The following is a 25,301-nucleotide window of genomic DNA, read 5'->3' on the forward strand; positions in this document are numbered from 1 at the left end:
TTCACTCAATCCAGAGGCTGGGGCCGCGTCGACATCGGGGCGTCGGGATCGGTTGTCTGCGGACGCGCGGCCGTCGGTGGCGGCGCGGCCGGGGCCACGACGATCGGCGCGACCACGATCTGCGGCGGCGGAGCGGCCGGGGTCTGAGCCGGGACAGGAGTCCGGGTCGCGGTCGGGGTCGGAACCTGAGCGGCCGGTCGCGTCGAGGTCGCGGCCGCGGCGGGACGGGTCTGGGCAGGCGCGGACATCGTCGGACGGGCCGGGGCTGAGACAGACGCCGCGACAGGCGCGGTCGTGGCGGGCGCGGACGGGACCGGTTCCGGCGTAGCTATCGGGGCGGACTCGACGGGCGGCGTCAGGGCCGGAGCCGCTTCGGTGACGACGACAGGGGACGTCGAGGCGGGCGCGGCCGCCGGCTGCGGGCGCAGGAACCAGACGGCGGCGGCGACGCCGGCGATCACTACCACACCCGCGCCGACATAGAGCGGCAGGCGGCTGGAGCCGGTCTTGCCGGTCGCGCGCGAGAGAGCCGGGGTCGGGACGGGATTCGGGTTGGCGGCCGCTTCGGGAATGGCGGCGAACGGCTCGGGCAGCGGATCGAAGGGCGACACCGCAGGCGCGGCGGCCTCGGGCAAGGGCCGTACTGTCGTGTCGACCCGGGCGGGCGCCGGAGCGACGACCGGTTCGGACGCGAGGCGCGCGGTCGCGAGCGCCTGACGCGCTGCATGTTCGGGCGGGTTCTCGATGGGTTGCGACGCGGGTTGCGGCGTCGGACGGGGAGCGACCGGCGGCAGGGAGCCCGTAGCCGCATCCGGCCGCGCCCGAGGGATCAGGGAGCCGCTGTAAATGCCGCCGCGCCCCGTCGCCGCCGGGCGAGCAACCGGCTGGCCGGAACCCCCCGGTGTGAAGGACTCGGGCGCTGACGTCGGCGCCGGCGTCACCGTCGCGCCGACGGCGGGAGCGGCAGACCGGGGCTGGGACTGAACGACCGACGGGCCCCTGGGCAGGGGCCCGGCACGGAAGACCTGCGACGGCATCCGGCCCCACTGCACCTGATGCCGCGAGGGGCCGCCCTCGGGCTGGGGCCGGGGCTCGGATTGGGGCTGGCTTTCCGGGGTCTTGTCGGACATGGGCGCTCCGGTCGTCCGGGTGCGAGCCCGGGCGTACAATACTGAAACGCAACGATGAGGTTGCAGTTCGGCCCTTTCGTGGCCCGACCGTTACCGGTGGTTCAGGTCAGTTCTTCAGCCGGTAGCCCGTCCTGAATATCCAGCCGACGATGACCAGACAGACCGCGAGGAAGCCGAGCGTCGCCAGCACACTGTAGCCCACCCCCACATCCCCGGCCCCGTAGAAGGTCCAGCGGAAGCCGGAGATCAGATAGACCACCGGGTTGAACAGGGTGATCGCCCGCCAGGCGGGCGGCAGCATGTCGATCGAATAGAAGGAGCCGCCGAGGAAGGTCAGGGGCGTCACGATCAGCATCGGGATCATCTGCAGCTGTTCGAAGCCGTTGGCCCAGACGCCGATGATGAAGCCGAACAGGCTGAAGGTCACCGAGATCAGCACCAGCATGGCGAACATGGCGAAGGGGTGCAGGATGTGCAGCGGCACGAACAGCGACGCCGTCGCCAGGATGATCAGGCCCAGCACCGCCGACTTGGTCGCCGCCGCCCCGACATAGGCGATGACGATCTCCATCGAACTGACCGGCGCCGACAGGATCTCGTAGATCGTGCCCGTGAATTTCGGAAAGTAGATGCCAAAGGAGGCGTTGAAGATCGACTGGGTGAACAGGCTGAGCATGATCAGGCCCGGCACGATGAAGGCGCCGTAGGGCACGCCGTCGACCGAGTTCATATGGCCGCCGATGGCTGAGCCAAAGACGACGAAATAGAGCGCCGTGGTGATCACCGGGGTGACCACCGACTGCCACAGGGTGCGCAGGGCCCGCGCCATCTCGAAGCGATAGATGGCCCAGACGCCGTAAGCGTTGAAGGTCATGCCGCTTCTCCCTTTTCGCGATGAACGAGGGAGACGAAGATGTCTTCCAGCGAGCTCTGGGTGGTGTTCAGGTCCTTGAAGCCGACGCCCAGCTTCTCCAGCGCGCGGATCAGGGACGGAACCCCGGTGTCGTCAGCGTTGGCGTCGAAACTGTATTCCAGCTCATGGCCCTCGTTCTTCAGTTCGGGTTTCCACTGCGCCAGTTCGGCAGGGACGGCCGTCATGGCTTCGGTCAGATTCAGCGTCAGCGTCTTCTTGCCCAGCTTCTTCATCAGGGCCTTCGTCTCCTCGACGAGGATCAGCTCGCCCTTGAGGATGACGCCCACCCGGTCGGCCATCTCCTCGGCCTCCTCGATATAGTGGGTGGTCAGGATGATGGTCACGCCGCGATCGCGCAGCTTCCTGACGAGCTGCCACATGTCGCGGCGCAGCTCGACGTCGACGCCGGCCGTGGGCTCGTCGAGGAACAGGATGTCCGGCTCGTGGCTCAGGGCCTTGGCGATCATGACCCGGCGCTTCATGCCGCCGGACAGGGTCATGATCTTGGCGTCCTTCTTGTCCCACAGGCTGAGGTCGCGCAGCACCCGTTCAACGAAGGCCGGGTTCGGCGCCTTGCCGAACAGGCCCCGCGAGAAGGTCACGGTGGCCAGCACCGTCTCGAAGGCGTCGGTGGTCAGCTCCTGCGGCACCAGACCGATGCGCGAGCGGGCCTGACGGTACTGGGTCTGGATATCGAAGCCATCGGCGACGACCGTGCCGGTCGAAGGGGTGACGATGCCGCAGACAATGGAGATCAGGGTGGTCTTGCCCGCCCCGTTCGGGCCCAGCAGGGCGAAGATCTCGCCCTTGCCGATGCTCAGGTCCACGGTCTTCAGGGCCTGGAGGCCGGACTTGTAGGTCTTGGACAGGCCCGCGATCGTGATCACGGGGGCCGCTTTCGGCGGCGTATTGGTCGTCGGCGTCATGGAGGCTCCCCGCGCGCCGTCGTTACGGCCGCGCGGGGAATATGGCCCTGTTCACCGCCGTCTCAAGGCGCCGGACAGAGCTGCTGACACAATTCGACGTCGGTTCGGCGTCAGGCGGGGGTCGCGTCGCGCCAGTCGAAGGTCAGGGTCTCGCGGTGGCCGAAGCGCTGCAGGTGCTCGGCGACGACGGTCTTGAAGCGGGCCATATCGACGTGGGGCGTGCCTTTCAGCGTCACCTCCAAGGCTTCGGCGTCGGCGGCCAGTTCGCAGCGACCGAGCGGCAGGTCGATGGTCGCCGCCGTTGGCGTGAACTGGACCTCGAACTTGTGGCTCCAGTGCTTGGCCAGCTGCTGAAGATAGCGGCTGGCGTGGGCGGTCTCGGTGCGGGCCTCGGAGATGGGGGCCCCGGCGGTGGGAGCGATATCGGCCATGAGGATCTTCCTTCTGTCGGGCTCCGCCTATAGTCAGTTGAGAACAATTCGCAAGATATATCTTCTTGTGTCGTGAGCGTGGCCGCATCGCGACGGGAACCGCGTTCGTAGCTGACGGTTGTCACCGCACCCGTGGAGCCTGCCCGATGTCCCTTCGATCCCTCGCCGTCGCCGCCTCGGCCGCGCTGGCGCTTTCGGCGGGGCTCAGCGCCTGCGCCACGGCTCCGTCTCCCGCACAGTATCGCGCGCCGCAGCCGGCAAGGGCCGTCGACGCGAGCCGGCTCTATTCCGGACGCTGGCTGGAAATCGGCCGGTTGCCGATGCGGCTGACCGACGGCTGCGTGGCGGGCACGACCAGCTACACCCTGACCGGCCCGACCGCCCTGACCCTGCGCGACACCTGCCAGGACAAGACCCCGACCGGCAAGGAAAAGGCCATCGGCGCCCGCGCGACCATTCTCGACCCCGGGACCAACGCCAAATTCCGCGCCCGCTACTTCGGCGGTCTGGTGACCTGGGAGTTCTGGATTCTGGACCACGCCGAGGACTACGGCTGGTTCATCTCGGCCGACCCGACCTTCGACCGGCTGTGGATCTATACCCGCACGGTTCCGTCGCGGACGGAGCTCGCCGCGCTCGTCGAACGCGTTCGTCAACTGGGCTATGATCCCGCCCGGCTCGAGTTTCCCGCACCGCTTCCGAACTGAGGTTTGCCCATGTCTCGATCGCTCATCGCCGCCCCCGTCGCCGTCTGCGCCGCCGCCCTGATGCTGGCTTCGTGCGGAGGTCAGGAGACGCTGGATCCCGCCGTCGGCTTCGGTCCCTCCCCCACCCTGCCCGCGCCGCATTCGGCCCTGTTCCCGACGGTGAAGGTGGCGCCCGCCGTGGGCTGGCCCGCCGGCGCCATGCCGACCCCTGCGGCCGGACTGAAGGTCCAGCCCTTCGCCACGGGCCTGAATCATCCGCGCTGGCTGTATCGCCTGCCCAATGGAGACATCCTGGTCGCCGAGACCAACGCCCCGCCCAAGCCTCCTGAGGTGAAGTCGGAAGGCATCAAGGGCTTTTTCCAGGGCCTGTTCATGAAGAAGGCCGGCGCCCGGACGCCGAGCCCCAACCGGATCTTCCTGCTGCGCGACGCCGACGGCGACGGCACGGCGGAGCTGAAGACCGTCTTCCTGAGCGGGCTGATGTCGCCGTTCGGCATGGCCCTGGTCGGCGACCGCCTCTATGTCGCCAACGCCAATGCGGTGGTCAGCGTCCCCTATGCCACCGGCCAGACCCAGATCACCGCGGCGCCGGCCAAGCTGGCCGACCTGCCGGCCGGCCGGAACCACCACTGGACCAAGAGCCTGGTCGCAAGCCCGGACGGTACGAAGCTCTATGTCGGGGTGGGCTCCAACTCCAACGTCGCCGACTTCGGTATGGGCGAGGAGGTCAATCGCGCCGCTATCCTCGAGATTGACCGGGCGACGGGCGCCAGCCGGGTCTATGCCTCGGGCCTCAGAAACCCGGTGGGCCTGGCTTGGAACCCGGAGAGCGGAAAGCTGTGGGTCTCGGTCAATGAGCGCGACGAGATCGGCAATGATCTGGTGCCCGACTATATGACCTCGGTCACGCCCGGCGCCTTCTATGGCTGGCCCTACAGCTACTACGGCCAGACGGTGGACGAGCGGGTCAAACCGCAGAACCCGGCTTTGGTCGCCAGCGCCATCCGCCCGGACTATGCGCTCGGGGCCCATACGGCCTCGCTGGGCCTGACCTTCTCGGACAGCACGACCCTGCCCGCCGCCTTCAGGAACGGGGCTTTCATAGGACAGCACGGTTCCTGGAACCGGGCCGCGCCCAACGGCTACAAGGTCATCTTCGTGGCCTTCGCAAACGGCGTTCCGACCGGCACGCCGCGCGACGTCCTGACCGGCTTCCTCAACGCTAGCGGCGAGGCGCAAGGAAGGCCCGTGGGGGTCCAGACCGACCGGACCGGCGCCCTGCTGGTCGCCGACGATGTGGGCAATGTCGTCTGGCGGGTGTCGTCGGCGAACTGAGCTTCAGCCGCCGACAGCAGGAGGCCCCGACGGATCACTCCGCCGGGGCCTCTTCACGCAGGTCCGCAAACTCAAGCACGGACCCGGGGCGCAAACCTAGGTCAGGGGCTGAACCACGATGACCGGGGCCGGGGCCGCCGGAGCGGGCGTGGGAGCCGGGATCGACGGGGTGACGATCCGCGGGGCCGGGGTCGTGGCGTTCAGCGAAGACGTGGCGCCGCTATAGGGTTGCGGACCGGTCGGAGCGGGGGCTTCAACGCGGGGCGCGGCACGCGGGGCGCTGCGGACCGTCGCTGCTTCACGACGCGCGACCGGAGCCGGAGCGGCCTGACGAACCACCGGAGCGGGGGCGGCCTCGACTGGGACCGCGGCGACCGGAGCCGGAGCGACCGGGGTCGGCTGGACCATCGGGGTCGGGGCGGGAGCCGGTTCGGCCAAGGGCTGGGCGGGTTCGCCGCCGCTGGACATCAGCATCGCCGCGCCGCCGCCGATCAGGGCGACCGCCGCGATGGGGGCCAGGATCATCCAGGCGCGGACCTTCTTCTGCTTCGCCGGACGGCGCGAGAAGGCAGGCACATAGACGTCTTCATTAATCGGGGTGACGGTATCGTCAGTATAGGTGACGGACATTGTATCCTCCAAAAGTTCGGAGAAAGAACATCCGCCACCGATCCGGGTTCCGCCAAATCATCACCGCCCGGAAGAAACACCGTTGTCGCCACAATCGTGACGACAACCGCGCTTCACGGCGCCGCTTGCCTCACGGCAAGGCTGATACAGGGATCAGAAGCTGGTGACTTCCGAAACCGACAGGACCGAATTCTTGGTCTCGCCCGAGGTATAGGTGCCGACCCAGATCTCGTAGCGGCCATTCTGGGGCGTCAGGGTCAGGGAGGGGTTGGAATCCTCGCCGCTGTCATCATCGCAATGCCAGCTGCCGTCGGGCGCATTGACCACGAGGGTGGTGTCGGCGTTGGACACGACCGAAATCTTGATCGGCGAACCGCCCTTGGTCGAACCGCTCCAGTTCAGACGCACGTCCGGCGCCGAGGCGATGAAGCCCTGGCAGCTGTCGAACCGGGTCGAGGCGTCGATCGAACCGCCCGCCTGAAGCGACACCAGCGCCGGATCGGGCGTGAAACCGGCCTGCAGGTCCAGGTTTCCGTAGGTGGTGTCGGCGTCGAAGTCCTGGGCGTAGGCCGGGGCGGCGACGGCGGCGGCCAGGGCAAACAGACCGGCGGCGATGGAAAGGCGGCGCATATCGAAAATCTCCCCCCGCCGGGAATTCCTTCGGACGATCCGACGACCGGCGTTGTGCGATTTAACGTCGCGCTTGGTCCGGGATCAAGCCGACGAAAACTGACGCCCGTTCAATCCTGTCGAAAGGTGAAACTTGACCGTGCGTTACCGGCGCAACGGCGCCACGGACCGCCCAAAACCTCATGGAGCATCGTTCTGAATTCGCCCGCGAGTTGACCCGGGCGGGCGGGTTGTCCATCAGGAGAACACAAGGCGCATACGGAGTGACGGCAATCATGGGTCTCGCAGCGAACATCAGGCGCGACCTCAAGTTCGCCAACGGCCTCAGGCGGCTGCTCAAGCGGATCAAGCCGATCGAGCTGGATAGCCCGGTCCTGCTCTGTGACGACTTCGAAGAGGCCGTCGACAAGTTCGGCGACAACATCGCGGTCGAGGACGAGACCCGCAAGGTCACCTATCGCGAGCTCGACGCCCTGGCCAACCGCTTCGGCGCCTGGGCCCGCAGCCGCAACCTGCGCCGCTCGGACGTCGTCGGCCTGGTGATGCACAACCGCATCGAGTATCTGGCAGCCTGGATCGGCTTCTCCAAGGTCGGCATCGCCACCGCCCTGATCAACACCAACCTGACCGGCCAGGCGCTCGCCCACTGCCTGAACATCGTCAATGTGGCCCAGGTGGTCGCCGACGAGAGCACCTGGAAGCAGGTCGAGGAGGCTCGTCCCTTCGCCACGCGCAGCCTGATGCTGTGGGTCGTGGGCCTGAAGTCCGAGGACGAGGCCGACGCCCGGCGCAACCTGGACAACGCCGTGCGCAGCGCCTCCTCGGTGCGGCCGCCCAGGACCGTGCGCGAAGGCCTGACCAACCGCGACACCGCCCTTTTCATCTACACCTCCGGCACCACCGGCCTGCCCAAGGCGGCGCGCATCCCCCATTCGCGCGCCCGGACCTATATGCGGGCCTTCGCCGGCTGCACCAACTCGACGCCCCAGGACGCCATCTATGACGTCCTGCCGCTGTACCATTCGACCGGCGGTCTGGTCGGCATTGGCCCGGCCCTGCTGAACGGCGGGCGGCTGATCCTGCGCAAGCGCTTCTCGGCGACCAATTTCTGGGCCGATGTCCGCGCGACCAGGGCGACCATGTTCGTCTATATCGGCGAGCTGTGCCGCTATCTGGTCAACTGCCCGCCGGGCGAGGACGACCGCGCCCACAAACTGAGGCTGGCCTTCGGCAACGGCCTGCGCCCCGACGTCTGGCCCGAATTCCAGAGCCGCTTCAAAATCCCGGACATCCTGGAGTTCTACGGCTCGACCGAAGGCAACGTCTCCCTGTTCAATTTCGACGGCAAACAGGGCGCCATCGGCCGCGTGCCCAAGCTGCTCAAGAAGCAGATCAACATCCGCCTGGTCCGCTTCGACGTCGATTCCAACGAGCCGGTGCGCGGAGCCAACGGCCTGTGCGAGGAGGCCCGTCCGGGCGAGATCGGCGAAGCCATCGGCGCCATCGGCAACGACGTCCGCCACGACTTCTCCGGCTATGCCGACAAGGCCGCCTCCGAGAAGAAGATCCTCACCGACGTCTTCGCGCGCGGCGACAAGTGGTTCCGCACCGGCGATCTGATGCGTCAGGATTCCGAAGGCTACCTCTATTTCATCGACCGGATCGGCGACACCTTCCGCTGGAAGGGTGAGAACGTCTCCACCTCCGAGGTCGAGCAGCGGCTGGCCGAGGCGCCGGGCGTGCAGGAAGTCATCGCCTATGGCGTGCCCGTGCCCTTCACCGAGGGCAAGGCGGGCATGGTCACCATCATTCCCGAAGGCAAATTCTCGGCCAAGGCCTTCTCCGACTATGCCGACGAACAGCTGCCGCCCTACGCCCGGCCCGTCTTCGTCCGCATCGCCAAGACGGTTGAGACCACCGGCACCTTCAAATACCGCAAGGTCGATCTGGTCGCCGAGGGCTTCGATCCGGCCAGGACCGACGGGACGATCTATGTGCGCGGCGGCAAGTCCGGCTACCAGAAGCTGACCCCGGCGATCCTGGCGGCGATCCTGAGCGGCGAAAACCGGCTCTGAGAACATCGGGCGGCAAATCGCAACCGCCCCTTAATCATTAACGGCGATGGTCCCGACCTCTCCTCGCGGACTCCGGGCGCCCGTCTATGTTCCAGATTATCGGCATTGTGCTGTTGTTCGGCCTCGTGTTCGGCAGCTTCCTGATGTCTGGCGGCAAGATGGACGTGATCATTCACGCCGCCCCGCACGAACTCATGGCCATCCTCGGCGCCGGCGTCGCCGCCTTCCTGATGGCCAACTCGATCGGCGTCATCAAGTCGTCCCTGGGCGGTTTCGGCAAATGTTTCGCCGGTCCGAAGTGGAAGAAGCAGGACTACAAGGACCTCTTGTCCCTGCTGTTCCAGCTGACCAAGACGATGAAGTCCAAGGGCGTCATCGCCCTGGAAAGCCACATCGAAAAGCCCGGCGAATCCAGCATCTTCCAGAAGTACCCGAAGGTGATGAAGGACCATTTCGCCATCGACTTCATCTGCGACACCCTGCGGATGATGACGATGAACCTGGAGGATCCTCACCAGATCGAGGACGCCATGGAGAAGCAGCTCGAGAAGCACCACCACGAGGCCGCCATGGCCCCGCACGCGCTTCAGAACCTGGCTGACGGCCTGCCCGCCCTGGGCATCGTCGCGGCCGTGCTCGGCATCATCAAGACCATGGGAGCCATCACTGAACCCCCCGCCGTGCTGGGCGAGATGATCGGCTCGGCCCTCGTCGGCACCTTCCTCGGCGTGTTCCTGGCCTATGGCCTCGTCGGCCCGTTCGCAGCGCGCCTGAACGCGATCGTCGATGAGGAAGCCGCCTTCTACAAGATCATCCAGTCGGTCCTGGTCGCCCACCTGCACGGCAACGCCGCCCAGATCTCGGTCGAAATCGGCCGCGGCGACATCCCCTCGGCGGCCCAGCCTTCCTTCGCCGAGATGGAAGAGGCCCTGGCCGCCGCGCCCACCGAGTGACGTCAGCGCCTCGACGCCCCCGGGCCGCGACCCTGTTTCTGTAACCCTTCGCCCCTCGCCCGCGTAGCCGGGTCGAGGGTGCGGGCTGACCGACCCTCCGACGCTTCAACGGTGCGGCGCATCGCCTCGCCGAACCAACGACAGAGGGAACCCCCTGATGACCGCTCGCCACCTGATGCTCGCCGCCGCCGGCCTCGCGGCCCTGTCCATCGCCGCCTGCAAGCCGGCGCCGGACGAGAAGGCCGAAACCCCGATGGCCCCTGCCGCCGAAGGGTCGATGGCCCCCGCTTCCGATAGCGCCCATGACGGAGCCATGGCTCCGGCTGCCCCCGCCGCCCAAGGCGCCATGGCCCCCTCAGACAGCGCCATGGCCCCGGCCAGCGGCGCGATGGCGCCCGCTCCCGCCGACAAGATGGCCCCGGCCGCCGACAGCGCCATGGCGCCGAAACACTGACCGCCTGACCGGGAGGCTGCCGGCTCGACCGGCGGCCTCCCGGCTTGCCTCCGACGTACGCCTCGCGTTACGCCGGACAGCGGGCCACGCGCCCGTCTCACAGGGAGCCCGCCATGACCCTTCGTCCGCTGCTGCTCGCGCCCCTGTTCGGCGCCCTCCTCGCCGTCGCCGCCTGCCATTCGGATCATCCCGAACAGAGCGCCGCCGCATCGGCTGACCAGGCGGCCGCCTCCGCCGATCAGGCGGCATCCGATGCGGCCAAGGCCGGGGCCGATGCAGCCGCCGCCAGCGAAGCCGCCCTGCAGGCCGGGACCCAGGCCGCGGAGGCCGCCGGAACGCCTGACGCGGCGCCGCAACCGACCGCGCACTGACCCGTTTCGCGGTCGGACGACCGATCGTCGCACCCCGCCTCGCGATCACGAACGCGTGAGTTTTTAACTTGCGATTTCGCTCAGCCGGGCGTCTGCTCCCGGTGCGAGGCTTGAAGATCTCGCGGAAAAAGGAAGGAATTCCCCATGACCATTCGTCACCTGATGGCCCTCTCGGCCGCTGCCGCCGCCGCTCTGGCCATCACCGCCTGCTCGGCCAAGCCCGAGGAAAAGGCCGCCGACGCCGCCGCTGATTCGGCCGCCGCCGCCGACACCGCCGCTGACGCCGCCGCGACCGCCGACCAGGCCGCGACCGACGCCGCCGCCGCTGCGGGCGAAGCGGCCTCCAGCGCCGCCGCCGCCACGACGACCGCTCCGGCCGCCGACGCCCACGCTGCTCCGGCCGAAAGCGCCATGGCGCCGCACGCCGCAGCCCCGGCTCCGGAAAAGCACTAGATCTTACGGACAGACCTTCGGGTCTCGATGGAAAGGGGTCGCCTTCGGGCGGCCCCTTTTTCGTATCCGCCGTCGTCCGGGCAAGATGGGCGGTGTAGGAGAGCGCCATGCTTCCCGACCCCGACACCACCGGACACGCCGACCTCACCTGGTCCGAGGACGGCGCGCCCCGATCCGCCCGGTTCGGCGACGTCTATTTCTCCAAGGACGACGGCCTGGCCGAGAGCCGTGCGGTCTTCCTCGGCGGCTGCCACCTTTCGGAGGGCTGGGCAGGGCGGAAGCGGTTTACGGTCGCCGAGCTGGGCTTCGGCACCGGGCTCAACATCATCGCCCTGCTGGACCTGTGGCGGCGCGAGGGGCCGGCGAACGGTCTCCTCAACATCTTCTCCATCGAGGCCTTCCCGCTGACGGCGGAAGAGGCGGCGCGAGCGCTCTCCGCCTGGCCGGAGGTCGCCGACATCGCCGCCGCCCTGATCGCCGCCTGGCCCGCGGGGACGCCCGGCTTTCACCGGATCGACCTGCCTGACTTTCGCGCGACCCTCGACCTCGCCGTCGGCGACGCGGCCTGGGCGCTGGAGGAGTGGTCGGGACAGGCGGACGCCTGGTTCCTGGACGGCTTCTCCCCGGCCCTGAACCCCGGCATGTGGTCCGACGCCGTCATGGACGGGATCGCCGCGCGATCGACGCCGGGCGCCCGCGTCGCCACCTTCACCGTCGCCGGCGCCGTGCGGCGCGGCCTGTCGGAGCGCGGCTTTCAGGTCGAGAAACGCCCCGGCCATGGACGCAAGCGAGAACGGCTGGAGGCCTGGCGAACGGACGCGGCGACCACGCCCCGAACGCCCGCCTCGGTCGCGGTCATCGGCGGCGGAATCGCGGGGGCCTCGGTCGCGCGGGCCCTGCGAGCCCTCGACATGCCCGTCGTCCTGATCGAGGCGGAGCGGCCCGGCGCCGGGGGATCGGGCTTTCCGGCCGCCTTGGTCACCCCCCGGCTCGATGCCGGAGACGCCGTCATCGCCGGCTTCCACGCCCAGGCGCTGGAGCGCGCCCGCACGCTCTATCAGGTGACGCCGGGCGCGGTGATCTCCCCGGGCGTGACCCAGCTGGCGCAATCCGACCGCGACGCCGCCCGCTTCGCCAAGGTTGCGGCCCAGCCCTGGTGGCCTGAGGGCGAGATGACAGCATCCGGGGACGGCTTGAGCATGGCCGGCGCCCTGACCGCGGCGCCCCGTCGGATCCTAGAGCACTGGCTGGACGGCGTTCCGGTCGTGACGGGTCGGGTCGCACGGATCGAACGCGATGGCGCGACCCTGCGCCTGTTCGACGCCGGAGGCGGGATTTTGACCGAGGCCGCCGCCGTGGTCCTGACCGCCGGCTGGGGCGCCGCCGATCTGGCGCCGGAGTTGAAACTGCGCCCGGTGCGAGGTCAGGCCGACTGGGTCGAGAGCGATCCGGCGCCCGAGGCCACGGCCTGGGGCGGCTATATCGCCCCGACCGGGTCAGGCTTCCTGTTCGGCGCCACCCACGACCGCGATGAGGTCACGGCCGAGGTCCGGCCTGCCGACGCCGAGCGAAACCGCGCCGTTCTGGCGGCCCGCTTCCCCGAACTGGCCACGCAGATCGCGGCGAGCCCGACCGAGGCCCGGGCCGCCGTTCGCGCCACCACAGCGGACCGGCTGCCGGTCTGCGGCGCACTCGGCGACGGTGTCTATGGGCTGGGCGGTCTGGGGTCGCGGGGCTTCTGTGTCGCGCCGCTTCTGGGAGAGCATCTGGCGGCCCTGATCGCGAAAGCCTCCTCACCTCTGCCCGGCGGCTTCGCGGCGCGCCTGTCGCCGCAGCGGTTCGGCGCGCGCACGTCTGAAGACGTATGATCGCCGCAACCCTTGCGGGCGAACCGTAACGGGTCCAGTTTTGAATGGACTGCTCGAATTCCATCCCCTTCAAGGAGGCCGTCTTGCGTCAATCCCTGCTCGTGTTTGTGCCCGTCATCGGTTTGTTGATCGGGTCCGCCGCCGCCCCCTCCACGACCGCCGCTCGCGCCGAAACCCCGGCGCCGGGACGTCAGTGCTTCTTCCAGCAACAGGTCGATAATTTCCGGACCAGCTCCGGCGGAACGGCCGTCTATCTGAAGGTGCGCGGCCAGGGCGTCTACCAGCTCAGCGCCGCCGGCGATTGCAGCGACCTGTACAACACGCCCCAGATGGCGATCACGCCGGCGGCGGGCACGGGCTTCAGCCGTCTGTGCACCGATGATTGGGTCAATCTGTCGGCGCCGGCGCGCGCGGGCGCGGCTCAAGGCTGTCGCGCCGTCATCGAAAAGAAGCTGACCGACGCCGAAATCGCCGCCCTTCCCGCCTCCGATCGCCCCTGACCACGACGCACGGGCCGCGACGCCTGGGCCGCATCCCACATTCCTCGCCTGTCGGCTGGCGGGAAAATGGATGCGGCCCGGTCAGTCTGGAAGGGACTTAATCGACCGGGCCGCCCCGTCCGGCCGTACTATGACCAGACACGGGCCTTCTATCGCGTGCGCCCGCGCGCCGCGTCCTAACTTTGGTATGGATCAGGACGCCTGAGGGGTAAATCCATGCCCCACAGGTCGGAAAATCAGGCCGCGCGGCGCTTTCCGCCCATCAGCATCGACAGGACAGCGCCGAGGGTCTCGGGCAGGTCCGGACGGGCCACGACCTTGTCGACCATGCCCTTTTCCTGAAGGTATTCGGCGCGCTGGAAGCCCGGCGGCAGCTTCTCGCGGATGGTGCTTTCGATCACCCGCGCACCGGCGAAGCCGATCAGGGCGCCCGGCTCAGCCAGATGGACGTCGCCCAGCATGGCGTAGCTGGCGGTGACGCCGCCGGTGGTGGGGTCCGTGAGAACCACAACATAGGGCAGCTGGGCCGCCTTCAGCTCCTGCACGGCCAGGGTCGAGCGAGCCATCTGCATCAGGCTGAGCGCGCCCTCCTGCATCCGGGCGCCGCCGGCGGCGGTGAAGCAGACCAGCGGCACGTTACGGGCGATGGCGGCGTGGGCGGCGGCGACGAAGGCCTCGCCCGCGGCGGTGCCCAGCGATCCGCCCATGAAGCTGAAGTCCTGGACGATGACGACCGCGGACGTGCCGTCGATCTCGCCGAACCCGATCATCATCGTGTCCTTGCGGCCGGCCGCCTTGCGCGCTGCGCTGAGACGATCCTTGTAGGATTTGCCGTCCGAGAATTTCAGCGGGTCTTCAGGAACCTCCGGCGTGTCGATCGCCTCGAACTGGCCGTCGTCGAAGGTGTAGCGCAGACGCTGTTCGGCATTCAGCCGCATGTGGCGGCCCGACGGCGTCACCCACAGGGCGGCCTCGAGGTCCGAGCGATAGAGCATCTCGCCCGAGTCCGGATCCTTGACCCAGAGATTGTCGGGGGTCTCGTTCGTCCGGCGGCTGACGATCTTGCGCACGCCCGGGGCGAAGCGCGAAAGCCAACCGACGCGGGGTTTGTCGTTATGGGGTTTGTTATCAGCCATGGCGGGTCTCTAGACGGTTTCGCCCACGCGCGCACCCCGTACGGCGTCGCCCAGAGCCTTCACCCTGGCCAGAACGCGCGGAGCGGCAGGTTCGTTCGCCGCCAGGGCCGCGGCGACTTCTTCCACCAGCACGGAACCGACCACGACGGCGTCGGCGACGCGGGCGATCTCGGCGGCGCGCTCCGGCGTCTTGACCCCGAAGCCGACGGCGACCGGCAGGCCCGAGGCCTTGCGGACGCGCTCGACGGCCGGTGCGACGGAGACGGCCTGCGCCTCCTTCACCCCGGTCACGCCGGCGACCGAGACGTAATAGACAAAGCCCGAGGTGCGCCGCGCGATGACCTTCAGACGGGCGTCGTCCGAGGTCGGGGTGGCGAGGCGGATCAGGGACACGCCGTGGGCGTCCAGGGCGTCCGACAGCGGATCGGCCTCCTCCGGCGGGCAGTCGACGATGATCAGACCGTCAATGCCCGAGGCGGCCGCGTCGCGCGCGAAGGCCTCATAGCCGTGGCTCTCGATGGGGTTCAGATAGCCCATCAGGATCACCGGGGTGTCGGCGTCGGTTTCGCGGAAGGCGGCGGCCAGCGCCAGCGTGCCCTTCAACGTCAGACCGGCCTTCAGCCCGCGCTGGGCGGCGCGCTGGATCGGCGGTCCTTCAGCCATGGGATCGGAGAAGGGAAAACCCAGTTCGATGATGTCGGCGCCGGCGGCGGGCAGGCCCTTCAGGATTTCCAGCGCCTCGTCGCGCGAGGGATCGCCGGCCATCACATAGGCGACAAAGCCGGCCCGGCCTTCAGTCTTCAGGGCGGCGAAGCGGGCGTCGATACGGGCAGTGGTCATTGGGCGGGCGCCGAAACAGGGCTCTCGGCCCGGCAGCCGCCGCCGGGAATGAGAGAGAAGGCCAGATAGCCGGGGGTGTCGGCGGCGGCGGGCTTGCTGCGGTCGTAATAGGCCAGCATCTGCATCATCTCGCAGTCGCCGCCGTCCTTGCGGCGCACGAAGACGACGTGGCGCTCATTGTCCTCGGCGACCAGCCAGCCTTGGGTCTTCTGATGCTCGACATAGGCGCGGGACGCGGTCTCCATGCCCGCCAGCGGCGCCGTCACGCAAAAGGCGTTTCCGGCCAGACCAAACATGTTTCCGCAGTCAGCGGCGAGTACGGTTCCGTCCAGCACGTCCAGCGGCGGCGGGGCGACCGAAACACCCTGAGCCGAGGCTCCGGCCGCGCCGGTCAGGAAGGCGGCGAGGACCAGCCCCGCGGCGATCGTCTGTCTCACAGTTCGACTCCGAGATATTTCGCGACCTGGAAGATGTCCTTGTCGCCACGCCCCGACATCAGCAGGACCACATCGCCGCCCTTGCCCACTTCCTTCGCGATCTCGCCCGTGCGGGCCAGGGCGTGGGAAGGCTCCAGTGCGGGGATGATGCCCTCGAGTTTCGAGCACAGCTGGAAGGCGTCCAGCGCCTCCTGATCAGTCGCCGAGCGATATTCGGCGCGGCCGATGTCGTGCAGCCAGGCGTGCTCCGGCCCGATGCCCGGATAATCGAGACCAGCCGAGATGGAGTGCCCCTCAAGGATCTGGCCGTCGTCGTCCTGAAGCAGATAGGTGCGGTTGCCGTGCAGCACGCCGGGCCGTCCGCCCTTGAGCGAGGCCGCATGGTCGGGCGTGTCCAGCCCATGGCCCGCCGCCTCGACCCCGATCAGCCGCACGCCGGCGTCATCGATGAAGGGATGGAAGGCGCCGATGGCGTTCGACCCGCCGCCGATACAGGCGACCACGGCCTCGGGCAGCTTGCCCATCTGGGCCATCGCCTGGGTCTTGATCTCCTTGCCGATCACCGACTGGAAGTCACGCACCATCATCGGATAGGGGTGCATCCCGGCCGCCGTGCCGATGATGTAATAGGTGTCCTCGACGTTGGTGACCCAGTCACGCATCGCCTCGTTCATCGCGTCCTTCAGGGTCGCAGCGCCGGCGGTGACGGGGAAGACCTCGGCCCCCAGAAGCTTCATGCGGAAGACGTTCGGCTGCTGCCGCTCCACATCGACCGCGCCCATATAGACCGTGCAGGGCAGGCCGAAGCGGGCGCAGACGGTCGCCGTCGCCACCCCGTGCTGACCCGCGCCGGTCTCGGCGATGATCCGGGTGCGGCCCATGCGGCGGGCCAGAAGGATCTGGCCCATGCAGTTGTTGATCTTGTGCGCGCCCGTGTGGTTCAGGTCCTCGCGCTTCAGCCAGATCCTGGCCCCGCCGAAATGTTCGGTCAGGCGCTCGGCGAAATAAAGCGGGCTCTCGCGGCCGACATAGTGGGTCAGGAAGCCGTCGAGTTCGGCCTGGAAGCTCGGATCCGCCTTGGCCGCCGCATAGGCCTCGTCCAGCTGCAGCACCAGCGGCATCAGGGTCTCGGGCACGAACCGGCCGCCATAGGGACCGAAACGGCCCTCGGCGTCGGGCTGGGCGTAGGCATTGGGCAGGATGGCGTTCACAGGCAGACCTTCACGCGGGGAGGCGTCGGAATTAGGACCGCGCCGCCTTCAGAAACGCCGCAATCCGGGCTGCGTCCTTAACACCCGGGGCGCTTTCCACGCCAGAGGACACGTCCACGAGGGGCGCGCCCGAAATCCGGATCGCCTCGGCGACGTTTTCGGGGTTCAGCCCGCCCGCCAGGAACCAGGGCTTCTCGAACGCGCGCCCGGCCAGCAGGGACCAGTCGAACGACGCCCCCACCCCGCCCGGCAGGTCCGCGCCTTCGGGCGGTTTGGCGTCGAACATCAGGTAATCGCAGAACGGCTCCCAAGCCGCCGCCGCCGCAAAATCCTCCGCGCTCCGGATCGGCAGGGCCTTGATGATCCCCGCTCCGGTCAGGGCCCGGACCTCGGCCGCGCGCGCGGGCGCTTCCGAGCCGTGCAGCTGGATGAAGTCGGGCTTCAGCGTCGCCGCGATCTCGCCCAGCAGGGCGTCGTCGGGATTGACCACCACGGCCACGACCTTCGCCCGGCCGCGAGCGCGTTCGAACAGGGTCGCCGCCTCGACCGGGGCGACGTTGCGCGGGCTTTTGGCGAACATCACGGCCCCGACGAACGCAGCCCCCCCATCCAGCGCCGCATCGAGCGTCTCGGGAGTGGTCAGGCCGCAGATTTTCACGCCGGTGGTCATGCCCCGCAGGTGCGCGGCGGGCGGCCCGAGGTCAAGACCCGGCGAAGATCGCGTCGATCTGCGCCTGATCCAGCAACCGCCATTCGCCCGGCGCTAGGTCGTCGGGCAGGGTCAACCCGCCGAGACGCTCACGGTGCAGGGCCTCGACGTGGTTGCCAACGGCGGCGAACATGCGGCGGACCATGTGATAGCGGCCCTCGGTCACGGTCAGCCGGGCCTCGGTCGGCGACAGCACTTCGAGATGCGCGGGCGCCAGCGGCTTGTCCTCGCCTTCCAGCACAAGACCGCCCTGTTCGAACAGCGCGCCCTCGGTTCCGACCAGCGGCCGGGCGAGCGTGGCGCGATAGACCTTGGCCACATGTTTCTTCGGGCTGATCACCCTGTGCAGCAGGTCGCCGTCGTCGGTCAGCAGCAGCAGGCCCGAGGTCTGTTTGTCCAGCCGCCCGATGGTCGAGAGCGCCGGGTCGCGACGCTTCCAGCGCTCCGGCAGGATGTCATAGACCAGCGCCCCGTCTTCCTTGCGCGAACAGGTCATGCCCAGCGGCTTGTTGAGCAGCATGACCAGACCCGCGACCGGATCCAGCGGCTCGCCGTCGATCTCCATCCGCGTCGGCAGGTCCGGCGTCACCGGAATCCGCCTCGACACATCCGTCAGATCGGCGCCGTCCAGCACGATCCCCCCGACCTTGCCCAGCCGCGCGATCTCGGTCCGCGAACCGTAGCCCATCGAGCCGAGAAGTTTATCGACGCGAGAGGTCGGTGTTTTGCTCATTTGACCGCTTCGAACAGCTTGTAGCCGCCGCCGTCGCCGGCCGGAGTCACGCGCTTGAAGGCCTCTTTCAGCTCGGCCTCGTAAGGCAGGTGGCGATTGGCGACGAGCCACAGGACGCCGCCCTTCTTGAGCATTTCGGCGGCCTTGCGGATGAAGGCCTGACCCAGACGCCGGTCCTCGGCGCCGCCGTCGTGGAAGGGCGGGTTCATGACGATGAAGTCGAGGTTCCCCTCGCCTTCGAGCGTCCGGACGTCAGCCCATTCGAAGCTGGCTCGCGGGTCCTCGACATTGCGTTTCGCGGCCTCGACTGCGCGGCGATCGGTATCGACCAGCTTCAGCGCCGTCACCGCGGGCGAGCGCAGCACCACGGTCGCGAGCGCGCCATAGCCGCAGCCCAGATCGGCGCCCGCGCCCTTCAGCGCAGGCAGGGTTTGCGCCAGCAGCGCCGAGCCGCCGTCGATCCGGTCCCAGGCGAAGACGCCCGGTTGCGACCAGGCTTCCAGCCCCTCGACCAGACGCGGCGCGCCCGCTTCGATGGCCGCGTCGATACCCGTCATGGCTTCGGGTTTGATGACCACGCAGCGGCGATGGTGCGCCTTGGCCGTCTCGCCGATCTCAAGGCCGAAGGCCTCAAGCTCTTTCTTCAGACGCGAGCCGCCCTTGTCCTTGGGAGCCATGACGTCAAGCCGTCCGCCGACCTTCAGGGCCTTCAGGGCGAGCGCCAGCGTGTAGCGCCGCTCCAGCACGCCGGGCGGGGCGTAGATCATGACGCTGTCGACCGAGCCGGGCGCGAGGCTTTCCAGCGGGATCGATCCGGGGATCAGGGGCGAGGTCTGGGTCGCGGCGCCGGGCGGATCGAAGACCAGCGGCGGCCGTCCATAGAGGATCGTGTTCATCGCGGCGCCTATAGCCGGTTCCGCTTCGAACAGGAAACATCCGCTCATCCCCGCGAAGGCGGGGACCCAGAGCCTTCAGCTTTGTGAGAGCAAGGCCTCGACCTCATCGCGCGTCGGCAGGGACGGCTGGGCCCCGGCGCGGGTGGCGGCGACCGCCCCGGCGGCGCAGGCGAACTTCAGCGCCTCCGCCGGTTCCATTCCGTCCAGCAGGGCCACGGTGATGGCCCCGACGAAGGCGTCGCCGGCGCCGGTCGCATCGACGGCGGTGATCTTCGGCGGCGTGGCCCAGGCGATCTTGACCCCGCGCTGGTACATCTCGGCCCCACGCGCGCCTTGCGTAATCACCACCCGGCCGCCACCGTGGTGCAGCAGGTCGCCGTAGAACTCGGCCTCGACCTCATTGACCACGATCAGGTCGGCGCGCCGCAGCAGGGCCTCCGACACCGGCGCGGCGGGGGCCAGGTTGGCGCAGACGAAACCGACGGCGCGGCCGACGGCGGCCTCCACCGTCGCGATCGGCAGCTCCAGCTGAACGATCAGCGGCCCCTCGATCCGGGCCGGCAGCTGTTCCGGCGTGACCATGTGGTTGGCGCCGGCCGCGACCACGATCTGGTTCTCGCCCGTGGGATCGACCGCGATCAGGGCCACGCCGGTCGGGGCGGCGATATCGACCTCCACCCCCGCCAGATCAACGCCGAAATCCTCCATCAGGGCCAGGGCCACCCCGGCCATGCCGTCGTCGCCGACCCGGCCGATCAGGGCGACCTCCGCTCCGAGTTTCTCGGCGGCCAAAGCCTGGTTGGCGCCCTTGCCGCCCGGGTGACGCATCAGGGTCGCACCCGTCACCGTCTCGCCCGGCGCCGGCAGGCTGGGGGCGGAGGCGACGAAGTCGAGGTTGATGGAGCCGACGACGGTGATGTTCATCCGACGGCCTTTCGCTGCGGGGCGGCGGCTTTCAGCGTCGCCGTGATCAGGTCGAACACCCCCTGCCCGTCCGCCTTGGTCGCCCAGTGATGGCGCGCGGTCGCGGGGTCGATGCGGAACTCCACCGCCGTATGACCGCGCGTGAGGTCGGATGCGGTCTCGACCTCGATCCGGCAGGGCCGGGTTTCGAACAGCTCGGGCTTGAGCAGCCAGGCGACGGTGCACGGGTCGTGCAGGGGCGAAGCATCACCCCTGACAATCTCCCGCTCAATCCGCTGGGAGAAGCGCAGCATGGACGCCGTGGCTTCGGCGGCAGGCGTGCGGACGGCCTCGATGGCGGCGATCCGGGCCTCGGTCGCGCGCACCTGATGGGTGGCGTCCAGCCCCATGACGATCATCTCGCAACCGGAGGCGAAGACCTCGGCCGCCGCGTCCGGGTCGGCCCAGATGTTGAACTCGGCCGAGGCGGTGATGTTGCCGCCCTCGCTGCGCGCCCCGCCCATGACCACGACACAGCCGACATGAGCCGCCAGCCGCGGTTCCTTGCGCATGGCCAGCGCCACATTGGTCATCGGCCCCATGACGGACAGGGCGACCTCGCCCGCCGCGCGGCTCATGACCAGATCGATGATGGCGTCGACCGCATGGCCCTCGGCGACGGGCGCATCGGGTTCGAAGACGGTCAGGTCGCCGGTTCCTTCCAGACCGTGGAAATCCCCCGCGCCCGCCGGTTCGCGCACCAGAGGCCGCTCGGCGCCGGCATACACAGGAACATCCTCGCGCCCGGCGATCTGGCGCATGATCCGGGCGTTGCGCGCCGTCGCCGTCACCGGGACATTGCCGCCCACCGTGGTCACCGCCAGGAGCTCCAGCCCGGGCGCCGCGAAGGCGAGGAACAACCCCACGGCGTCATCCACCCCGGGGTCGCAGTCGATAATCAGGCTACGCGTCGTCATCGCGACAGGTTTGGCGAGGGTTGTCGCAAGAGGCAAGGACGACATGATCCTTCTCCCCTTGTGGGAGAAGGTGGCCGAGCGCAGCGAGGTCGGATGAGGGGTCGTACGGCGTCGGACGTGATTGGATCAGCCCATCTTAAAGGTTGGCGTGCCCCCTCATCCGTCAGCCTTCGGCTGCCACCTTCTCCCGCAAGGGGAGAAGGATCACAGACAGGCCTTCACACAAGCCCCGGCCAGCACCTCGGCGGAATCCACCAGAGGCACAGTGACGTCGCCGGCGCCGAGCAGCAGCGGCACCTCGGTGCAGCCGGCGATGACCACCTCGGCGCCGCGCGCGACCAGGGCCGCCGCCAACTGGGCCATGCGGGTCCGGGCCGCCTCACCCATGTCCCCTGCCTTGACCCCGTATACCCGGGCCATGAAGGCCTCGCGGTCGGCGCCTTCCAGCACCACCGGCTCGATCCCCGCCGCCGTCAGGGCCGCAGTATAGAGGGCCTCGCCGCCGGGCGTGGCGAGGATTCCGGCTCGCTTCGCCCCCGTCGCCACCACCGCCGCCGTCGTCTCGGCGATCATGTCGATGAAGGGCAGACCGGCCGCGCGGATGCCCGCGCCCTGCGCATGCGCCGTATTGCACGGCATGGCGATGACCTCCGCGCCGGCGTCGCGCAGCCGCGCCGCCATCTCGCCCAGCACCGCCTCGGCCTGATCGGGCGTCCTGTTCCGGTCCGGCACCTGCGGGTTCATGTCCATCAGGACGCGGATGTGATCGGCGTCGCCCTCGGCGGGCGTCAGGGCCTGGACCCGCGCCAGAAACGCCACCGTCGCCGCCGGCCCCATCCCGCCGAGCACGCCCAACACCTTCATCAGAGCGAGCCCTCGATCTCGCCCTGATAGCCGAACAGCCCCTGCGCCCCGCCGGTGTGCAGGAAGACGACCGTCTCGTTCTCGAACCGGCCGGCGCGGGCCAAAGCGATCAGCCCCTTCATCGCCTTGCCGGTATAGACGGGATCCAGAACGATACCGTCCGTCCGCGCCGCCAGCTTGAGCGCCTCGATGACCGCCTCATCGACCAGACCGTATCCGGCGCCGACATAGTCGCAGTCGGCGACCACCATGCCGTCGGTCACGGCGTCCGGACGGCCCAGCAGAGCTGCGGTTTCCTTCGCGAGCTTCAGGACATTGGCTTCCTGCTTCTCCTTGGGTGCCCGCACCCCGATACCCAGAACCGGAATGTCGGCGCCCATGACCGCCAGACCGGCGACCAGACCCGCATGGGTCCCGGCGCTGCCCGTCGCCGTCACGATCCGGTCGATCGGCATGTCCAGCTCATCGGCCTGCACCACGATCTCGCGCGCGCAGTCGGCATAGCCGAGCGCTCCGATCGGATTGGAGCCGCCGCCCGGGATGACATAGGGCTTGCCGCCGCGCTTGCGCACCGCCTCGGCGGTGATCTCCAGCTCGGCGACCATGTCGGAACCGCCCGGCACGGTGCGGATCTGCGCGTCGAACAGCCGGTCCAGCAGGACATTGCCGTTGCGGGTGTAGTCGGTGGCCTTCGACCCGGTGCGTTCCTCGAGAATGATCTCGCACTTCAGCCCGTGGGCCGCCGCGGCCGCCGCCGTCTGGCGCACATGGTTGGACTGGACAGCGCCCTGGGTCACCAGCGTATCGGCGCCCTGTTCGAAGGCGTCGCCGAGCAGGAACTCGAGCTTGCGCGTCTTGTTGCCGCCGCCGGCCAGACCCGTGCAGTCGTCGCGCTTGATCCAGAGCTCGACGCCCAGCGCCTCGGACAGGCGCGGCAGAGGCTCCAGCGGCGTGGGCAGATGGGCCAGTCGGACGCGGGGGAAGCGGGCGAGATGCATGAGCGGGCTCCGTCGATGACCCCGTCTGTCTAGCGCCCGCACGGTGGAAAGCGACGGAAATGTTCGCATCGACGCGCGGCGGCGCCGAACGTCACCGCCCGCTAGATCGGGCCGTTCTTCTCATACCGGCACCGGTCCTCGGCGCGATTGGCCAGCGCGGTCAGTTCCGGCTGATGCTGAAGCCGAAGAAGGGAAAGGGCGTCCTGGTCGATCCGGATCGCCGGATGGCTGCGCGAGAGATCGCACGACCGCTCGACATAGTATCGCAGCACCCGACGCCGGTTCGCATCGTTGCGGCAGACGTTTTTCTCGACCAGTTTGCGCGCGATGAAATAGGCGTCCAGCTTCGCCCGGAGGCGATCATGCGTCATGCTGATCTTCTGGCGGGTTTCATAGCTGCACTCGGGATCCGCGCCGATCACCAGGGTGAAGTTCGCCCCCGGCGTCGTGACCCCCGGCGATGACGGTGACACTGTAATCGGCAGACTGACCCACCGGCCGCTGCTCACCCCGCCGACCAGAACGGCGCGACGCGGCTGGCTGGCGGACAGGATCTGGCGATAGACGATGCCGGTCTTGGGATCCCTGATTTCCTTCAGGGTCACGGAGGGCTGCCCCTCCGAATATTCCACCCTCGCCCACTGCATCGGCTCGGCCGGTCCCTGGGTGTCCAGATAGTTTTCAACCACCGCCTCGACGACCCACGGCTGGTCGGAACGCGAAACGGTCGGCGCGAGACAGACGAGGACGAGAACAAGGCTCAGACCCAGACGCTTCATGACTGGCCCTTCTTGTAGAGGCCCAGGAACAGGGCCAACTGGGCCGCCAGCACCTGGGCCTGATTGGTGACGTAGCTGTTCCAGCCCCTGAGGAAGTCGGCCTTGGACAGGCTCACGCCCCGGGTGTTTTCCCAGAACACCGAGGGCTCGCCCATGATCATGTAGAGGGCGAGGATAATCGCCGGGACGAAGGCGCAGATCAGGGCGATGGTGACCACGCCGCCGTTCAGGGTCACCTTGTCGTTCAACCCCAGGGCCGCCAGCGCCGCGACCGTCGCCACCAGGGCGGTCTTGACCAGATCCCACAGCGGGGAATCCTGGAAGAGCAGCTGGAAGAAGGCGTTGCCCAGGCCGCCGACGATGGCTTCGCCGTCCGGCGTGGCGACCGGCTTGAACTGTCCGGTGACGAGGGCGAGCAGACCGATCCACGACGGCAGGGTGAACAGAGCCAGCAGGACCAGCACCACGGCCGTCAGCAGCTTCCTCTGATCCATCTCCACCCTCCGTCGTCGAGATTACGACGTTCGCCGTAAAATACAACCGGGGAGAGGTGTTCCGCCCGGCGCTCGCGGGGGTTCGGGCGCCGTCAGGAGCCGGTCAGGACGGCTGCAGCGCCTCGGCCTGCTGCAGGCTGACCGCCGCCTTGAGCGCCTCGACGATCAGGGCCGCCGAGGGGAAGTCCGACGCCATCAGGTCTTCCAGCACCGGCGCCGCCTCGGGCGTCACCACGGCGTTGGCCATGGCCCAGCGGCCGAACTCGCGCGACGTGATGTTCTCGCGCTCCAGCAGCTTGATGTCCTTGTGGCGCGGGTCCCGCTCCAGCCGGCGCAGCAGGCCGTCCAGCGTGGTCGCTGCACCCTCGACCACCTGCACATAGCGGCCGCCGTGCGCGGCCAGGGCGCCGGTCAGCTCGTCGCGGTCGTTGTTGCGCTGGCTTTCGCCGAGGATGGAAACGAGGTTGAGCAGGGAGGTCGTGCTACCGGTGGCAGTGCTGCGATACACCAGTCGTTGGAGCGTCTTTGTCATGGCGTTCCTGGGGGAGGGGGAAGCGGGTTTACTGGGAAACGACCATTTCCTGTAAACCTTTCCAAACCCATAAGACCCTGAACGCGAAGGGAAATCCTGCAACCCTCGCTTGCAGGTGAGTGAAATTCGCCTTAAACGCGCCACAATTCGCCACCCCACCACCTTAACGTCGCCGGTTGAGCCCCGCGCGCGATTGCCCTAGGGTCATCGCGTTCTCCCGGGGGCGGCATTCGAGCCGCTGAGATTGAGGTAGCCCTCTGACCGGCCGAACCTGATCCGGGTCATGCCGGCGAAGGGATGAGTACGCTTCCGGTCCGCACACGCCACAGGACCAATTTGTAATTCCCGACGTCGGCGGAGCCCTCAACACCTGAGGCCGCCATGAACATTCAAGTCACCCCATCCCAGACTCTGGC

General features: G+C 68.6%; 29 protein-coding genes and 1 riboswitch. Of the genes, 9 read left to right on the forward strand and 20 right to left on the reverse strand.

Annotated elements, in window-relative coordinates; all coding sequences use genetic code 11:
* Positions 1–5: 5 nt before the first annotated feature.
* The 4 genes from AC07U0_RS02885 to AC07U0_RS02900 all read right to left on the reverse strand — a co-directional run bounded on the left by AC07U0_RS02885 (position 6) and on the right by AC07U0_RS02900 (position 3,400).
* On the reverse strand, positions 6–1,130 hold the full coding sequence (locus AC07U0_RS02885) for a hypothetical protein (protein WP_494718519.1): 1,125 nt from the start codon (positions 1,128–1,130) through the stop codon (positions 6–8).
* A gap of 106 nt (positions 1,131–1,236) precedes the next feature.
* Positions 1,237–2,004 (reverse strand): ABC transporter permease, encoded by a 768-nt coding sequence (locus tag AC07U0_RS02890; RefSeq protein WP_494718520.1) that lies wholly within the window; start codon positions 2,002–2,004, stop codon positions 1,237–1,239.
* The gene (locus tag AC07U0_RS02895) at positions 2,001–2,969 is read right to left on the reverse strand and encodes an ABC transporter ATP-binding protein (protein ID WP_494718521.1); all 969 of its coding nucleotides are present in this window, start codon (positions 2,967–2,969) and stop codon (positions 2,001–2,003) included. The genes AC07U0_RS02890 and AC07U0_RS02895 overlap by 4 nt, the downstream gene beginning before the upstream one ends.
* 110 nt (positions 2,970–3,079) lie before the next feature.
* Complete coding sequence (locus AC07U0_RS02900) at positions 3,080–3,400, reverse strand: DUF2218 domain-containing protein (RefSeq protein ID WP_494718522.1); 321 nt, start codon at positions 3,398–3,400, stop codon at positions 3,080–3,082.
* A 146-nt stretch (positions 3,401–3,546) separates the two neighbouring features.
* On the opposite strand from AC07U0_RS02900, the gene AC07U0_RS02905 reads away from it, so the two are divergent.
* A complete protein-coding gene (locus tag AC07U0_RS02905) occupies positions 3,547–4,107 on the forward strand; it encodes a lipocalin family protein (RefSeq protein ID WP_494718523.1) in 561 nt (186 codons plus the stop codon).
* Positions 4,108–4,116: 9 nt separating this feature from the next.
* The gene (locus AC07U0_RS02910; protein ID WP_494718524.1) at positions 4,117–5,442 is read left to right on the forward strand and encodes a PQQ-dependent sugar dehydrogenase; all 1,326 of its coding nucleotides are present in this window, start codon (positions 4,117–4,119) and stop codon (positions 5,440–5,442) included.
* Positions 5,443–5,538: 96 nt separating this feature from the next.
* On the opposite strand, the gene AC07U0_RS02915 is transcribed toward AC07U0_RS02910, so the two are convergent.
* Both AC07U0_RS02915 and AC07U0_RS02920 read right to left on the reverse strand, forming a co-directional pair.
* The gene (locus AC07U0_RS02915) at positions 5,539–6,072 is read right to left on the reverse strand and encodes a hypothetical protein (protein WP_494718525.1); all 534 of its coding nucleotides are present in this window, start codon (positions 6,070–6,072) and stop codon (positions 5,539–5,541) included.
* Between the two features lie 153 nt (positions 6,073–6,225).
* The gene (locus AC07U0_RS02920) at positions 6,226–6,702 is read right to left on the reverse strand and encodes a peptidase S1 (protein WP_494718526.1); all 477 of its coding nucleotides are present in this window, start codon (positions 6,700–6,702) and stop codon (positions 6,226–6,228) included.
* A gap of 275 nt (positions 6,703–6,977) precedes the next feature.
* On the opposite strand from AC07U0_RS02920, the gene AC07U0_RS02925 reads away from it, so the two are divergent.
* The 7 genes from AC07U0_RS02925 to AC07U0_RS02955 all read left to right on the forward strand — a co-directional run bounded on the left by AC07U0_RS02925 (position 6,978) and on the right by AC07U0_RS02955 (position 13,376).
* Positions 6,978–8,777 carry a long-chain-acyl-CoA synthetase gene (locus tag AC07U0_RS02925; RefSeq protein ID WP_494718527.1) on the forward strand — a complete coding sequence of 600 codons (1,800 nt, stop codon included), beginning with the start codon at positions 6,978–6,980 and terminating at the stop codon, positions 8,775–8,777.
* Positions 8,778–8,863: 86 nt separating this feature from the next.
* Positions 8,864–9,730 carry a flagellar motor stator protein MotA gene (gene motA, locus AC07U0_RS02930; RefSeq protein WP_494718528.1) on the forward strand — a complete coding sequence of 289 codons (867 nt, stop codon included), beginning with the start codon at positions 8,864–8,866 and terminating at the stop codon, positions 9,728–9,730.
* A 157-nt stretch (positions 9,731–9,887) separates the two neighbouring features.
* A complete protein-coding gene (locus AC07U0_RS02935; RefSeq protein WP_494718529.1) occupies positions 9,888–10,184 on the forward strand; it encodes a hypothetical protein in 297 nt (98 codons plus the stop codon).
* Positions 10,185–10,297: 113 nt separating this feature from the next.
* Positions 10,298–10,555, forward strand: a complete 258-nt coding sequence (locus AC07U0_RS02940; RefSeq protein WP_494718530.1) for a hypothetical protein — start codon at positions 10,298–10,300, stop codon at positions 10,553–10,555.
* 144 nt (positions 10,556–10,699) lie between these two features.
* Positions 10,700–11,008 (forward strand): hypothetical protein, encoded by a 309-nt coding sequence (locus AC07U0_RS02945; protein WP_494718531.1) that lies wholly within the window; start codon positions 10,700–10,702, stop codon positions 11,006–11,008.
* A 107-nt stretch (positions 11,009–11,115) separates the two neighbouring features.
* A complete protein-coding gene (gene mnmC2 / locus AC07U0_RS02950) occupies positions 11,116–12,876 on the forward strand; it encodes a tRNA (5-methylaminomethyl-2-thiouridine)(34)-methyltransferase MnmC2 (protein ID WP_494718532.1) in 1,761 nt (586 codons plus the stop codon).
* Between the two features lie 83 nt (positions 12,877–12,959).
* Complete coding sequence (locus AC07U0_RS02955) at positions 12,960–13,376, forward strand: hypothetical protein (RefSeq protein ID WP_494718533.1); 417 nt, start codon at positions 12,960–12,962, stop codon at positions 13,374–13,376.
* A gap of 236 nt (positions 13,377–13,612) precedes the next feature.
* Here AC07U0_RS02955 and accD read toward each other — a convergent pair whose 3' ends face one another.
* The 14 genes from accD to AC07U0_RS03025 all read right to left on the reverse strand — a co-directional run bounded on the left by accD (position 13,613) and on the right by AC07U0_RS03025 (position 24,885).
* A complete protein-coding gene (gene accD / locus AC07U0_RS02960; protein WP_494718534.1) occupies positions 13,613–14,512 on the reverse strand; it encodes an acetyl-CoA carboxylase, carboxyltransferase subunit beta in 900 nt (299 codons plus the stop codon).
* A 9-nt stretch (positions 14,513–14,521) separates the two neighbouring features.
* Positions 14,522–15,352 (reverse strand): tryptophan synthase subunit alpha, encoded by an 831-nt coding sequence (gene trpA / locus AC07U0_RS02965; RefSeq protein WP_494718535.1) that lies wholly within the window; start codon positions 15,350–15,352, stop codon positions 14,522–14,524.
* On the reverse strand, positions 15,349–15,789 hold the full coding sequence (locus AC07U0_RS02970; protein WP_494718536.1) for a hypothetical protein: 441 nt from the start codon (positions 15,787–15,789) through the stop codon (positions 15,349–15,351). Before AC07U0_RS02970 ends, trpA begins: the two co-directional genes overlap by 4 nt.
* On the reverse strand, positions 15,786–17,000 hold the full coding sequence (gene trpB / locus AC07U0_RS02975) for a tryptophan synthase subunit beta (protein ID WP_494718537.1): 1,215 nt from the start codon (positions 16,998–17,000) through the stop codon (positions 15,786–15,788). Before trpB ends, AC07U0_RS02970 begins: the two co-directional genes overlap by 4 nt.
* Positions 17,001–17,031: 31 nt before the next feature.
* On the reverse strand, positions 17,032–17,670 hold the full coding sequence (locus AC07U0_RS02980) for a phosphoribosylanthranilate isomerase (protein ID WP_494718538.1): 639 nt from the start codon (positions 17,668–17,670) through the stop codon (positions 17,032–17,034).
* 31 nt (positions 17,671–17,701) lie between these two features.
* Positions 17,702–18,442, reverse strand: coding sequence for a pseudouridine synthase (locus AC07U0_RS02985; protein ID WP_494718539.1), 741 nt, complete (start codon positions 18,440–18,442; stop codon positions 17,702–17,704).
* Positions 18,439–19,338: a class I SAM-dependent methyltransferase gene (locus tag AC07U0_RS02990; protein WP_494718540.1), complete on the reverse strand. Its 900-nt coding sequence runs from the start codon at positions 19,336–19,338 to the stop codon at positions 18,439–18,441. Before AC07U0_RS02990 ends, AC07U0_RS02985 begins: the two co-directional genes overlap by 4 nt.
* Positions 19,339–19,413: 75 nt before the next feature.
* Positions 19,414–20,262: a ribokinase gene (locus tag AC07U0_RS02995; RefSeq protein ID WP_494718541.1), complete on the reverse strand. Its 849-nt coding sequence runs from the start codon at positions 20,260–20,262 to the stop codon at positions 19,414–19,416.
* The gene (locus tag AC07U0_RS03000) at positions 20,259–21,218 is read right to left on the reverse strand and encodes a nucleoside hydrolase (RefSeq protein WP_494718542.1); all 960 of its coding nucleotides are present in this window, start codon (positions 21,216–21,218) and stop codon (positions 20,259–20,261) included. The genes AC07U0_RS02995 and AC07U0_RS03000 overlap by 4 nt, the downstream gene beginning before the upstream one ends.
* 204 nt (positions 21,219–21,422) lie before the next feature.
* On the reverse strand, positions 21,423–22,082 hold the full coding sequence (gene cuyB / locus AC07U0_RS03005; protein WP_494718543.1) for a cysteate racemase: 660 nt from the start codon (positions 22,080–22,082) through the stop codon (positions 21,423–21,425).
* Positions 22,082–23,080, reverse strand: coding sequence for a D-cysteate sulfo-lyase (gene cuyA, locus AC07U0_RS03010; protein ID WP_494718544.1), 999 nt, complete (start codon positions 23,078–23,080; stop codon positions 22,082–22,084). Before cuyA ends, cuyB begins: the two co-directional genes overlap by 1 nt.
* Before the next feature lie 101 nt (positions 23,081–23,181).
* The gene (locus AC07U0_RS03015; protein ID WP_494718545.1) at positions 23,182–23,859 is read right to left on the reverse strand and encodes a hypothetical protein; all 678 of its coding nucleotides are present in this window, start codon (positions 23,857–23,859) and stop codon (positions 23,182–23,184) included.
* Complete coding sequence (locus AC07U0_RS03020; RefSeq protein ID WP_494718546.1) at positions 23,856–24,353, reverse strand: hypothetical protein; 498 nt, start codon at positions 24,351–24,353, stop codon at positions 23,856–23,858. The genes AC07U0_RS03015 and AC07U0_RS03020 overlap by 4 nt, the downstream gene beginning before the upstream one ends.
* A 103-nt stretch (positions 24,354–24,456) precedes the next feature.
* Positions 24,457–24,885 carry a BLUF domain-containing protein gene (locus tag AC07U0_RS03025; RefSeq protein ID WP_494718547.1) on the reverse strand — a complete coding sequence of 143 codons (429 nt, stop codon included), beginning with the start codon at positions 24,883–24,885 and terminating at the stop codon, positions 24,457–24,459.
* A 207-nt stretch (positions 24,886–25,092) separates the two neighbouring features.
* A riboswitch (TPP riboswitch) is annotated at positions 25,093–25,201 on the forward strand.
* The last annotated feature ends 100 nt before the right edge of the window (positions 25,202–25,301 follow it).

The sequence above is a fragment of the Brevundimonas sp. GW821-FHT02A10 genome, from assembly GCF_059422025.1.

Coding starts and splice junctions, on each gene's coding strand:
- AC07U0_RS02885 (WP_494718519.1), bottom strand. CDS start 1,130: ATGTCCGACAAGACCCCGGAAAGCCAGCCCCAATCCGAGCCCCGGCCC.
- AC07U0_RS02890 (WP_494718520.1), bottom strand. CDS start 2,004: ATGACCTTCAACGCTTACGGCGTCTGGGCCATCTATCGCTTCGAGATG.
- AC07U0_RS02895 (WP_494718521.1), bottom strand. CDS start 2,969: ATGACGCCGACGACCAATACGCCGCCGAAAGCGGCCCCCGTGATCACG.
- AC07U0_RS02900 (WP_494718522.1), bottom strand. CDS start 3,400: ATGGCCGATATCGCTCCCACCGCCGGGGCCCCCATCTCCGAGGCCCGC.
- AC07U0_RS02905 (WP_494718523.1), top strand. CDS start 3,547: ATGTCCCTTCGATCCCTCGCCGTCGCCGCCTCGGCCGCGCTGGCGCTT.
- AC07U0_RS02910 (WP_494718524.1), top strand. CDS start 4,117: ATGTCTCGATCGCTCATCGCCGCCCCCGTCGCCGTCTGCGCCGCCGCC.
- AC07U0_RS02915 (WP_494718525.1), bottom strand. CDS start 6,072: ATGTCCGTCACCTATACTGACGATACCGTCACCCCGATTAATGAAGAC.
- AC07U0_RS02920 (WP_494718526.1), bottom strand. CDS start 6,702: ATGCGCCGCCTTTCCATCGCCGCCGGTCTGTTTGCCCTGGCCGCCGCC.
- AC07U0_RS02925 (WP_494718527.1), top strand. CDS start 6,978: ATGGGTCTCGCAGCGAACATCAGGCGCGACCTCAAGTTCGCCAACGGC.
- motA (WP_494718528.1), top strand. CDS start 8,864: ATGTTCCAGATTATCGGCATTGTGCTGTTGTTCGGCCTCGTGTTCGGC.
- AC07U0_RS02935 (WP_494718529.1), top strand. CDS start 9,888: ATGACCGCTCGCCACCTGATGCTCGCCGCCGCCGGCCTCGCGGCCCTG.
- AC07U0_RS02940 (WP_494718530.1), top strand. CDS start 10,298: ATGACCCTTCGTCCGCTGCTGCTCGCGCCCCTGTTCGGCGCCCTCCTC.
- AC07U0_RS02945 (WP_494718531.1), top strand. CDS start 10,700: ATGACCATTCGTCACCTGATGGCCCTCTCGGCCGCTGCCGCCGCCGCT.
- mnmC2 (WP_494718532.1), top strand. CDS start 11,116: ATGCTTCCCGACCCCGACACCACCGGACACGCCGACCTCACCTGGTCC.
- accD (WP_494718534.1), bottom strand. CDS start 14,512: ATGGCTGATAACAAACCCCATAACGACAAACCCCGCGTCGGTTGGCTT.
- trpA (WP_494718535.1), bottom strand. CDS start 15,352: ATGACCACTGCCCGTATCGACGCCCGCTTCGCCGCCCTGAAGACTGAA.
- AC07U0_RS02980 (WP_494718538.1), bottom strand. CDS start 17,670: ATGACCACCGGCGTGAAAATCTGCGGCCTGACCACTCCCGAGACGCTC.
- AC07U0_RS02985 (WP_494718539.1), bottom strand. CDS start 18,442: ATGAGCAAAACACCGACCTCTCGCGTCGATAAACTTCTCGGCTCGATG.
- AC07U0_RS02990 (WP_494718540.1), bottom strand. CDS start 19,338: ATGAACACGATCCTCTATGGACGGCCGCCGCTGGTCTTCGATCCGCCC.
- AC07U0_RS02995 (WP_494718541.1), bottom strand. CDS start 20,262: ATGAACATCACCGTCGTCGGCTCCATCAACCTCGACTTCGTCGCCTCC.
- AC07U0_RS03000 (WP_494718542.1), bottom strand. CDS start 21,218: ATGACGACGCGTAGCCTGATTATCGACTGCGACCCCGGGGTGGATGAC.
- cuyB (WP_494718543.1), bottom strand. CDS start 22,082: ATGAAGGTGTTGGGCGTGCTCGGCGGGATGGGGCCGGCGGCGACGGTG.
- cuyA (WP_494718544.1), bottom strand. CDS start 23,080: ATGCATCTCGCCCGCTTCCCCCGCGTCCGACTGGCCCATCTGCCCACG.
- AC07U0_RS03015 (WP_494718545.1), bottom strand. CDS start 23,859: ATGAAGCGTCTGGGTCTGAGCCTTGTTCTCGTCCTCGTCTGTCTCGCG.
- AC07U0_RS03020 (WP_494718546.1), bottom strand. CDS start 24,353: ATGGATCAGAGGAAGCTGCTGACGGCCGTGGTGCTGGTCCTGCTGGCT.
- AC07U0_RS03025 (WP_494718547.1), bottom strand. CDS start 24,885: ATGACAAAGACGCTCCAACGACTGGTGTATCGCAGCACTGCCACCGGT.